Here is a 10,827-nt window from a genome sequence, read left to right as displayed (position 1 = left end):
TCGATGCGGCGCGCAACGAAAACACGCCGGTGAGCGCCGCCGCGATGGCGAACTTCAGCGCGACGAGACCGGACGCGTCGTTCATCAACGCTTCCCCTTCCAGGATGTGCATCAGGTTCGCCGGGATGCGTCCCTTGCCCGCGATGCCGCCGAGCGCGACTGCGTCAGTGGGCGATAACACCGCGGCAAGCGCAAATGCGACGGGCAGCGGCATCTCGGGAATCATCCAATGCAAAAACCAGCCGAGAGCGCCTACTGTCATAAAGACGAGGCCCAGCGCGAGCAGGAGGATCGCGCGGCGCTGCATGAAGAGTTCGCGTTTCGGGATGCGCCAGCCATCGGCGAACAAGAGCGGCGGGATGAACAGCATCATGAAAAGCTCAGGGTCGAACGTGACGTGCAACCCGAAGCGCGGCGACGCCAGACACGCGCCCAACGCAATTTGGACCAACGGCAAAGGCAATGCGAACGGCAATGCCGTTGGCAACAGGGTCATCGCAAATCCCGACAGCGCGACCGCAAGCATCAGTATCAAAACAGTGAAAACGATTTCCATATTTTCCAGATTCGTATTTGCGTGGACCAACGGCGCAAAGGCCAGCGAACAGCCGGGATGCTGCAAATTCTAGCGGGGTCGAGGATGATTGCCGGGAAGTGATGGGATCATCTTCGATCCGACTTGCACCATTTTAGTGCGGTCCGCACGTTGAGCCGTTGAGCCGGGGTTCGCTGCGGTGCATGCGGAAATCGGCGCTTGATAAACCCATTGTCTCGAGTTAGCACGGAGCTTGCTTTCTCGTAGGCGACCGGACGCTTAGATTCCCGGCTGAGGACAAACGAGGGCAGTGTATGAAATCAGGAATGCAGGCAACGGCTGCGCGAAGTGGAGCGCAATCGATGCCCGAAAGAGAGCACGGCCGAACGTGTCAATGGGAACCGTGCACGACTGTCCCGACGGGGGCAACCAGATGGCAATAGCCAATCAAGAGAAGGCGAAACCGGCTTCGCCCCGACGCTTTGAACTCTCGGTGACGTCGGGGTTCGACCGCTATTCCGTCGAGCACGGCGCCTGGACCTTGTCGAGCGCGTTCCAGCCGGTGTTCAGCCTTTCGCACATGCGGGCCGTCGGATACGAGGGATTGCTGCGTGCGCATGACGCGCTGGATCGCGCCGTATCGCCGCTCGATGTGTTCGGCCAGGCCGCTCGCGTGGGTGAGGCGTTGCAGGTAGACCGCCTGTCTCACGCGCTGCATCTTGAGAATTTCAGGGTGCTGGGTACGCAGAACGAATGGTTGTTCCTCAACGTTTATCCGGGCGCCCTGACGGAGCCGTATCACATCGCGGCGTTGCTGGCGAACCTGAAGCGATTGCAGTTCGAGCCGCGTCGCGTCGTGCTGGAAGTGCTTGAGCACGATACCGAGGATATCGAAAAGCTCGCGGATGCCGTGCAGAACTTCCGCGAGCACGGCTTCCTCATCGCGCTCGATGATTTCGGCGCGGGGCATTCGAATATCGAGCGAATCTGGCAACTCGATCCCGATATCGTCAAGCTGGACCGGGTGATGTTGTCGCACGCCGGGCACGCGGCGCATACGTTGCATGTGCCGGGGGACTCGAAGCATCGGCGCAACATGGAGGCGATCTTGTCGGGCGTGGTGTCGCTGCTGCACGAGGCGGGGAAGCTGGTGTTGATCGAGGGCGTGGAGACGGAGCACGAGGCGCAGCTTGCGCTCGCGAGCGGCGCGGATTTTGTGCAGGGCTTTTTCTTTGGCCGGCCCAATCCCGGTCTCGCCGATAGTACTCAGGCTCACACGTTGATGAGCGAGTTGACGGAGCGGTATCGGTTGCAGACGGAAGCAAAAGAGCGGCGCGTGGCAGCAAGGCTTGCGCCCTATGTGCGAGCGTTCGAGCGGGCGGCTGAACGTCTCGCGGCGGGTGAGCCGTTGGAAGAGGTTTGCTGGAATTTCCTCGGGCTCGATAACGCCGCAAGGTGTTTCCTGCTCGATACGAATGGGCGGCAGGCCGGGCGTAATGTAGTGCTGCGGGCGGATCGTGCCGCACATGAGGCGCGGTTGTTGCCGCTGATCGACGCGCAAGGCGCTAACTGGTTGAGGCGACCGTATTTTCGTGCGGCGCTCGGCGATCCGGAGCGCGTGCAGGTGACGAAGCCGTATTTATCGATAAACGAGGCGTTGCCTTGTGTCACGCTGTCGGTCGAGACGCGGGTCGACGGGCAACGGTGCGTGCTTTGCGGGGATATCGATTGGTTTCCGGAAGACGGGGAGTGATTTTAATGCCCTGGTCGTTGAGCGAGTGGCCTGGGGAAGTCGCTCGCTTAGCTTGCCGCAATACTGGGATTCCGCGCTTCGAGAAGTACCCGGTACTTCTCGAAGCGCGGAAGAAACGCCATGACTTACTTCGCCACCACCACCGGAATCCCCCTCAACCCCGCCGCCCCTTTCAGCCCATCGAGTGCAGCCTTAACGAACTCACCCGTCTGCGCCTCGACGCCCACCTTCGCAGCCAACTCCCGCTCGCGCCGTTTCACCGTCGCCAGATTCGCGAGTTTCACGTGTCCATAGCCGCGAATGCGCTCATGCAGAACCGCCAGCGCCGCCACGTCCTTGGCGTTCTCCGTCGACATCACACCGAGCGCGCGTCGAATCGTCATTTCGTAATCCGCCGCCAACTGGCGCTCCATCTTCCGCTCCAGCGTCAAGCCGAACGGATCGATCACGGTGCCCCTTAACCGTCGAACCTTCGCCATAGCACCCAGCACTGGCCAAAGCCATTGACCGAACGTCATTTTCTTCGGCTGCCCGCCATGCTTCGCCTTCGATAAAACCGGCGGCGCCATATTAAACTTCACTGCGAAATCCTTTCCCGCCGTGCCTTCGAACTGCGCTTCCAACGCGGCGCGAAATGTCGGATCGGTGTGAAGGCGAGCTACCTCGTATTCGTCCTTCACGGCAAGCAGCTTATAAAACGTCGTCGCCACAGCGCGCGTCACGGCTTCATTTTTCAAAGCCGCAGCAGAAGACACCATGGCGAGATATCGAATTACATAAGCCGAACCGCCATAAGCCAGCAATCGCGCTTCGCGATCCGCGATCAGCGCTTCGAGCGGCATCGCGTCCATCTCGACGCGCGGCACAAACGCCACTTTCCGCAACGATTCCAACGCGCCCAGATCGGCTGCCGCCAGCCGGCCGATACCGAACGCGAGCTTGTTCATCGGTACTGCTACGTTGTTTAACTCGATGGCGCGCATCATCGCTGCGTGTGACACCGGCACGAGCCCAAGTTGCCACGCGTAACCCAGCATCAAGATGTTCGCGCCGATCGTATCGCCGAGAAAACGCGCGGCCAGAGCTTGCGCGTCGCACGTATTCATGCGATCCGCGCCTGCCGCGTGCTGCATTTTTTCCAGCAACGACCCAGCGTGAAGATTCGCGTCCGGGTTCTGCACGAAGGTCGCGTTCGCAATGGCGTGCGTGTTGACGACAATTCGCGTGCGCCCATGCCGCACGGTTTGCAGCGCGTCGGCACTGGCGCCGACGACCATGTCGCAGGCGAGCACCACATCGGCTTGCTGGGTATCGATACGAACCTGATTCAGCAACGCATCGCGGGCCGCGAAGCGCACGAACGAAAGCACCGCGCCGCCTTTTTGCGCAAAGCCCATGAAGTCCAGCACGGACGCGCTCTTGCCTTCCAGGTGCGCCGCCATGCTGATCAACGCGCCGACCGTCACTACGCCCGTGCCGCCGACGCCCGTCACCAGGATGTCGAACGGAGCGTCATCGAGCTTGATCGGCGGTTCCTGCAGCGCGCCGATGCGGGCCGCGAGTGCGTCGGAATCGAAGCCGTTGCCGGCGGCCTTCTTGAGCTTGGCGCCTTCGAGCGTGACGAAACTCGGGCAGAAACCGTTCACGCACGAGTAGTCCTTGTTGCACGACGACTGGTCGATGCGGCGCTTGCGGCCGAGTTCAGTTTCGACCGGTTCCACCGACAAGCAATTGCTCTGCACGCCGCAATCACCGCAGCCTTCGCACACCGCTTCGTTGATAAAAAGGCGCTTGTCCGGGTCGGGAAATTCGCCTTTCTTCCTGCGACGACGCTTCTCCGCCGCACACGTCTGATCGTAGATAAGAACCGTCGTGCCTTTGATATCGCGTAGCCGGCGCTGTACGTCGTCGAGTTCGCTTCTATGATGAAAGGTCGTTCCCTTCGGAAACTGGTCGTGATGACCGTCGTATTTTTCGGGTTCATCGCTGACTACGACGAGCGTCGCTATTCCCTCGGCTTCAACCTGGCGTGCGATCTGCGGAACCGAAATACTGCCGTCGACAGGCTGTCCGCCGGTCATTGCCACGGCGTCGTTGTACAGGATCTTGTAAGTAATGTTGGCGCCGGCTGCGACAGCCTGACGAATGGCAAGGATTCCTGAATGGAAGTAGGTTCCATCGCCGAGATTCTGGAACACGTGCGGCGTTTTGGTGAACATGGAATGCGATGCCCAATCCACGCCTTCTCCGCCCATCTGGATGAGGCCGGTGGTGTCGCGTTCCATCCACGACGCCATGAAGTGGCAGCCAATACCTGCTTGCGCGATCGATCCTTCGGGCACTTTCGTCGATGTATTGTGCGGACATCCCGAGCAAAAATACGGCGTGCGCTTGACCGAATCGGCGGCGTTGGAAAGAATCTGTGGCGCGACGAGGTCGACCACTTTGTCGCGGCGATCGAGCGCCGGTTTGTGGCGCGCGAGCCAATCGGCGAAGACAGGCAAGACCCGCGACGGCCGCAGTTCACCTAGCGCGGAGAGCAGCGTTGCGCCGTTTTGCGCGTTCTTGCCGACCACGATCGGGCGGGCGCCGTCCGTCCGGTTATACAAATGGTCCTTGATCTGCTGCTCGATCACCGGGCCCTTCTCTTCGATGACCAATACCTCAGACAATCCGTCCACGAAGGTTTCGAGCCGCGTGGTTTCCAAAGGAAATGACAAGCCGACTTTATAAATGCGCACGCCTGCGGCATCGAGATCTTCGACGGTCAGCGAAAGCCGTCGCAGCGTTTCCATCAAATCGAGGTGTGATTTGCCGCACGTCACAATGCCCACGTTCGCGTGCGGGCTGGGTGCGATCCATTTATCGATGGAATGGGTCTTCGAAAAATAGCGTACGGCGTCGAGTTTGGCGGCCAGCCGGGATTCGATGGTCAAGCTTGGCAAATCGGGCCATCGGTTATGCAAGCCGCCTTCTGGCGCGATGAAACCGGTCGGCGGTGTCCACTGGGTTTGCATCGCATCGAGATCGACGGTGGAACCCGACTCGACCGTCTCCGAGATCGCCTTGAAGCCGACCCACGCGCCTGAAAACCGCGACAGCGCCCAGCCGTAGAGGCCGAATTCGAGCATATCGGCGACATTCGCGGGATTCACCACGGGCATGTGCCACGCGATCATCGCCTGGTCGGATTGATGTGGCATTGATGACGAGACGCAACCGTGATCGTCCCCTGCCACGACCAGCACGCCGCCATGCGGCGACGAACCGAACGCGTTGCCGTGCTTGAGTGCATCGCCGGCGCGATCGACGCCAGGGCCTTTGCCGTACCACATGGCAAATACGCCATCGACGGTGCGTTCCGGGTCCGATTCCACCCGCTGCGTGCCGAGGACGGCGGTGCCGCCGAGTTCTTCGTTGATGGCAGGAAGGAAGCGCACGTCATGCGATGCCAGCAGTTTTTTTGCCTTCCACAATTGCTGATCGACCATGCCGAGTGGTGAACCGCGATATCCGCTGACGAAGCCTGCGGTATTGAGGCTGGCGGCGCGATCGAGTTGGCGTTGCATCAGGACGAGCCGGACGAGGGCTTGCGTGCCGGTCAGGAAGATGCGGCCGTGAGTGGCGTTGAGGTTATCGGCGAGCTGATAGTCGGACAGCGGCGGGATTGAAACGGGCACACGCGCATTCATGCGGTCTCCGGCGTTCTCATGATGGGGATGCCGTCATTCTTCCGCGCCGGGAGCGGAATATTTTTGCGTTCTTTGCAGAAGCGCCCCACGATGAAGAAGAAAACAAATCTTTATCGAGATGAATGAGTGAAATCTACCTGGATTTGGTGCGCACCGTGGTTAACCCGTGCGTTGGGTGCTATCTGCTGGTCGCTGATAGGGGAGGGGCCGTTGAGGCGAAGCGTGTGCGTGCGGTTGGAGCTTGGGGGAGGGGTTCGACTGGCGGTTAAATATTTGGGGCCGCGCTACGTACGTGCCAAAAACCTGAAATGTAGCAACGACGACCCTTAAGTATTCGCGGTTTGAACGCGTTTCTTTGCGCGTTTGCAAAGAAATGAAGTCCCGCCCCGGATAGGGGCTAACAGAAATAAGCAAGAAAATCCGACATAAGCAGAACGACCACGCAAGCAGGAGGACTCAACGCTCTCCCCACACTCGCCGCGATCAGCACCCAAAAACAAACCAAACGCCCAGCGCCCAGCGCCCTACGGAAAGGTCTTCGGCTTCGGGATACCGGCACCGGCTTCTATGTCGGCGATGGCTTGTTTATGCGCGAGACTAACGGCGTCGTTAGGCGTCGGCAAACCCGCATCCCCCCCGATAGTCTTCCAGTGCTGCACTGGCTTATCGTGATGACGAATTTCGTACTCCGCGTCCCAATGAGTGCCTTGTAGTTCAATCGGGCGCACATGAATGGCGTAAATGCCATAGAGAAAGAGCTGTTCGGACATGATGAATCTCCGATGCAAACAGAATCGGCGGTCCACAAACCCGAGGATAACCTCGGCGCCGCCGTGCTTTCTACAGTTCGAGTTCGCCGAGAATCCGGTGCGCGAGCGCCCGCGCTTCTTCGAGCGCTTCATCTTCGGACAGCGAAGTGGCGGAGACGTCGTAGAGCGTTTCGTCTGCTTCTTCGCCGTCGTCGCGGGCAAGCACGACCGCGCCTCGGAACTCACCGCCATCGATTGCGCGAGCGCTGACGGTCGCGGTATAAATGCCCTTCGTGTAGGTCGTGTCTTCCATGATGCACCTCCGGCAGAAAGTGAAAATCATGCTAGCACGCGCATTTTCCGCGCGTGTGACACCCGTTAGAACATGGCCGGAAATACAGGTTTCACGCGAGCAAGTCTTCGACTTCTTCCAGCGACGGCGAATGGGCGCCTGACTTCCGGCATGCCGCCGCGCCCGCCGCCAGCGCAAAGCGCAGGTGATCGGGCCAGTCGCCGGCGCGCGCCATCAGGCTATACAACAAGCCTCCAATCGATGCATCGCCGGCGCCCACTGTGTCTGCCACTTCCACTTTCGGCGGCTTCGCGTGGTAGGTTTTATCGCCGACATGGAGCGTCGATTCGCTCGCGCCGCGCGTGACCAGTAGGGTGGCTTGCGGGTTCATCGCACGGATTTCGGCGAGCGCGTCGGCTTCGTTCGCAATCGCAGGGAACAGCTTTCCGAGGTCTTCGTCAGACACTTTGATGAGGTCCGCCAGCGCGGCCATCTTGCGCAGGGTGGGCTCGTAGCCGTGTTCCATCAGGTTCCGATAATTCGGATCGAAGCTGATTTTCACGCCGTGTTCGCGCAGTTGCGCGGCGAGCGTGGCGAGCGTTTGCCCAAGTGGCTGGCGCACAAGGCTGATACAGCCGAAATGCGCCCATTTCACCGAGTCCATCCAGCCAGCCGGGAGCTTAGCGGGATCGAAGGCCAGATCGGCGCCGTTTTCACCCATGAAGTAATAAGTCGGCGGCTGCGTCTCGTGGACGATCGCCAGTAACGGCGGGCGCTCCACGCGCTGCAGGAAACGCATGTCGAGACCTGCGGCTACGCTCGCGTTCCAGAGTTCATCGGAGAAATTGTCCGTTCCCAGCGATCCGGCAGAGGCCGTCGGCACACCGAGACGCGAGACCGCGCGCGCGACGTTCCAGCCTGCGCCGCCCGGCCGCGACAGCCAGTCGTGCGGGCCCGTGCGGATCATGTCGGTCAGGATGTCCCCAGCGGAGACGAATTGCGGAAAACTCGGGTTTTGCGGGGTAGAGGCGGCGTTCATCGCGGTCACCGTTTGGCTTGTTGTTCATGCGTGTCCGCCAAGGCATTCAGCACCTCGTAGCACGCGCCCATCGTGTGGTAATCGGTCTTGCCGGCGGGACTTTTTTCATCGCTGTACTTGCGGTTGTCGCAAGTCAGGATGCGGAACCAGGCGCCGTATTCGTGATCGACGAAATGTTTCCAGCTATAGCGCCAGAGTTCGTCGTAGCAATCCCAGAAACGTTCGAGGCCCGTGCGTTTGCCGAGCAATGCGGCGGTCGCGAAGGTTTCGGCTTGCACCCAGAAATATTTATCGTGGTCGCAGATGGAGTCGTCAGGGCCGAAGCCGTAGTACAGGCCGCCATGCTGGTCGTCCCACGCGCGATTGAAACCGGCGTCGAAGAGTTCGATCGCGCGCGGTGCGAGCCACGGCAGCGCGCGGTGCCGTTCCAGGATCAGCAGCAGCTTCGCCCATTCGGTCTGGTGGCCGGGCTGGAAACCCCACGGACGGAAGATGTTCGAACTATCGGATTCGTTGTAGTGCCAGTCGATCGACCAGTCCGGATTGAAGTGCTCCCACACCAGTCCGTTCGATAACCTTGCCTGCCGCAGCGTGATGTTCCCGGCAATTTTCTCCGCGCGGTCCAGGTACAACACGTGGCCGGTCGCCTCGAACGCGGCGAGCAGCGCCTCGGTCGCGTGCATGTTCGCGTTCTGCCCGCGATACGACGAAAGCTGCCAGTCGGGCGTAGCTTCATCGGCGTAAAGACCGGCGTCCGCGTCCCAAAAGTGGCGGTCCATGATCTGGAACGTTTCGTCGATCATCGGCAGGGCTTCTTCTATACCCGCCATTGCCGCATGCGCGCACGCGAGCAGGACGAACGCGTGGCCGTAGCAGTGCCGCGTACCGTCGAGCGTGCGCTTCGCGCCGTCGCGCCATTCGACTTCCCAGTCGTAGCCTTCACGCGCCGCGTCCCAATGTGCGTTACGCAGGAACGCAAACGCGTGGCGGGCGTCGTCCTGATGCTGCTGGCCACCGAAGTGGCGAAAGGCCATCGCGTAATTGAAAACAAAACGCGCGCTGCTGACAAGGTGACGCGTGGTGTGGTCGTAGACCGTGCCGTCGTCCTTGAAATAATGGAAGAAACCCCCCGATGGATCACGAGCCGTTCGCGCGTAGAACGCAAGGGTGTCGCGAACGTGATCGAGCAAAAACTCCTTTCGGCGGAAATTGGGTTCTGCCGATACAACCACTTGGCTGGCGGTTTGTGTCATGTCGTTGTCATTGTGACGGTTTGCTTGATGGCGGAGCTGGCGCGCGGGATCAGGTGCACGGGTACGAGTATGTCAGGGCAATCGTGACTCTGATCTGTGTCGAGCAACAACTCGACGCCGCGGCGCCCGAGCGCTTCCTTGTCGACGGTCACCGAGGTGAGCGGTGGCGTGCTCTGGGCTGCGGCGGGGATATCGTCGAAACCCACGAACGCGATGTCCTCCGGTACTCGCAATCCATGCGCAATGCACACGCGCATGGCCGCGAGGGCCGCAGCATCGTTATAGGCGAAAACGGCGTCGGGCAGGGCAGTCGATTGGTCGCGCGCGAGCGCAATCAGGCGCGTCATCGCGTCGGCGGCGGCCTGATCGGCTTCTTTACCCGGCTGCGTGGTGAGTTCCAGTGTGGGATCGAACAGCAATCCCGCTTCAAAATACGCTCGCCGATACCCCAGCGCGCGCTGCGCGATACTGTGATGCGCCTGCGACCCGCCGATAAACGCCACGCGTTTGCGTCCCGCCGCAAACAAATGCTGCATGGCGAGCGCGGCGCCGCGCGCATTGTCGACGTTGACCGAGCGGAATCCGGGGGCGCGCAAGTCGATCAGGATGACCGGACGGTTCATGCTGTGCAAAAGCGCGAGTAATTCCGGTTCGATAAAGCCGGCAACCGCGACCGCATCGGGCGAATGCAGCCGCATTTGTTGCGCAAGATCGTGCGTGGGACCGGCCGTCAGCACCGACGGGACGAGCCGCCGCTCGCGGCACGCTTCCTCGAAACCATTGAGCACGTGCGAGAAGAACGGGCTGACCGCGAAATTATTGTGCTGGCGATGCAACAGGAAAGTGACGCGCCTGATGCGCGTTCGCAGTTGAGCGGAGTCGTAGCCGAGTTGCCGGGCGACTTCCACGACGCGTTCGCGTGTGGTCTCCGATAAGCCGGGTTGATTCTTCAATGCACGAGATACCGTGCCGATCGACACGCTGGCAACTCGTGCGACGTCGCGAATGGTCGTAGCCATTGGGATGTTTTGTCTCCGCATTGTTTGATTTTGATTTTATCGCCTTGCCGGTCCGTCATCTGGAACGGCCCGCTCTCTCAGACGTTGCGGAGATTGTATAGTAAAAGGGTTTTAGTCTTAGCGATCGTCCTACCAAAAAACACGTCAAACGGTTAGCTAGTAAAGCTTTCACTCTGAATGAATGTTTAGTAAAAATGTTAAACGCAAGGAGTGCGTCAGATTGCCGCGCCTCATTTTTAAGCGTGATGACTCAAGTCATAGGCCATTCGGCCGAATCGACAGCTCGTGCGAATGCGCCTCAAATAGCAACAAAGCCGCACGGAGCGGCTTTGGGTTGCGTTTTTTCGAGGAGGCTTCAGTGCCGGCTGCGTTCAGGGCGTTGCTGGCATCCGGTCGAGGCAGGGCCGGTCAATGGCGTAACGGAAGGCCTACTGCATCGGGCAGGTCCGGGTGCTCGGCGGAGGTATCGCGGGCTCCCCAGCGTTGGGCCAGGAC

Annotated in this window: 8 protein-coding genes; 1 reads left to right on the top strand and 7 read right to left on the bottom strand. The window is 60.4% G+C overall.

The features are described 5' to 3' along the window. Positions 1-556 (bottom strand): cation:proton antiporter (locus tag WCA53_RS06910; protein WP_423907281.1); only part of this gene is annotated, 556 nt, incomplete at its 3' end. Positions 557-968: 412 nt separating this feature from the next. Here WCA53_RS06910 and WCA53_RS06905 point away from each other — a divergent pair. Beyond that, complete coding sequence (locus WCA53_RS06905) at positions 969-2,288, top strand: EAL domain-containing protein (protein ID WP_423907279.1); 1,320 nt, start codon at positions 969-971, stop codon at positions 2,286-2,288. Between the two features lie 125 nt (positions 2,289-2,413). Here WCA53_RS06905 and WCA53_RS06900 read toward each other — a convergent pair whose 3' ends face one another. The 6 genes from WCA53_RS06900 to WCA53_RS06875 all read right to left on the bottom strand — a co-directional run bounded on the left by WCA53_RS06900 (position 2,414) and on the right by WCA53_RS06875 (position 10,332). Then, on the bottom strand, positions 2,414-5,980 hold the full coding sequence (locus WCA53_RS06900) for an indolepyruvate ferredoxin oxidoreductase family protein (protein ID WP_423907277.1): 3,567 nt from the start codon (positions 5,978-5,980) through the stop codon (positions 2,414-2,416). A 524-nt stretch (positions 5,981-6,504) separates the two neighbouring features. Next, on the bottom strand, positions 6,505-6,750 hold the full coding sequence (locus tag WCA53_RS06895; RefSeq protein WP_423907275.1) for a hypothetical protein: 246 nt from the start codon (positions 6,748-6,750) through the stop codon (positions 6,505-6,507). Positions 6,751-6,820: 70 nt separating this feature from the next. Beyond that, positions 6,821-7,042: a hypothetical protein gene (locus WCA53_RS06890; protein WP_423907273.1), complete on the bottom strand. Its 222-nt coding sequence runs from the start codon at positions 7,040-7,042 to the stop codon at positions 6,821-6,823. A 91-nt stretch (positions 7,043-7,133) separates the two neighbouring features. Further along, positions 7,134-8,060 (bottom strand): carbohydrate kinase family protein, encoded by a 927-nt coding sequence (locus tag WCA53_RS06885; protein ID WP_423907271.1) that lies wholly within the window; start codon positions 8,058-8,060, stop codon positions 7,134-7,136. A 5-nt stretch (positions 8,061-8,065) separates the two neighbouring features. Then, positions 8,066-9,313: an AGE family epimerase/isomerase gene (locus WCA53_RS06880; protein WP_423907268.1), complete on the bottom strand. Its 1,248-nt coding sequence runs from the start codon at positions 9,311-9,313 to the stop codon at positions 8,066-8,068. Next, positions 9,310-10,332 (bottom strand): LacI family DNA-binding transcriptional regulator, encoded by a 1,023-nt coding sequence (locus WCA53_RS06875; RefSeq protein WP_423907266.1) that lies wholly within the window; start codon positions 10,330-10,332, stop codon positions 9,310-9,312. Before WCA53_RS06875 ends, WCA53_RS06880 begins: the two co-directional genes overlap by 4 nt. Positions 10,333-10,827 lie beyond the last annotated feature (495 nt).

Origin of the sequence: Caballeronia sp. (genome assembly GCF_049581465.1) — a bacterium.
Lineage (GTDB): Bacteria > Pseudomonadota > Gammaproteobacteria > Burkholderiales > Burkholderiaceae > Caballeronia.
The sequence above is the reverse complement of the archived record's forward strand: the minus strand, read 5'-3'. Positions and strand labels throughout refer to the sequence as shown.

Coding starts and splice junctions, on each gene's coding strand:
- WCA53_RS06905 (WP_423907279.1), top strand. CDS start 969: ATGGCAATAGCCAATCAAGAGAAGGCGAAACCGGCTTCGCCCCGACGC.
- WCA53_RS06900 (WP_423907277.1), bottom strand. CDS start 5,980: ATGAATGCGCGTGTGCCCGTTTCAATCCCGCCGCTGTCCGACTATCAG.
- WCA53_RS06895 (WP_423907275.1), bottom strand. CDS start 6,750: ATGTCCGAACAGCTCTTTCTCTATGGCATTTACGCCATTCATGTGCGC.
- WCA53_RS06890 (WP_423907273.1), bottom strand. CDS start 7,042: ATGGAAGACACGACCTACACGAAGGGCATTTATACCGCGACCGTCAGC.
- WCA53_RS06885 (WP_423907271.1), bottom strand. CDS start 8,060: ATGAACGCCGCCTCTACCCCGCAAAACCCGAGTTTTCCGCAATTCGTC.
- WCA53_RS06880 (WP_423907268.1), bottom strand. CDS start 9,313: ATGACACAAACCGCCAGCCAAGTGGTTGTATCGGCAGAACCCAATTTC.
- WCA53_RS06875 (WP_423907266.1), bottom strand. CDS start 10,332: ATGGCTACGACCATTCGCGACGTCGCACGAGTTGCCAGCGTGTCGATC.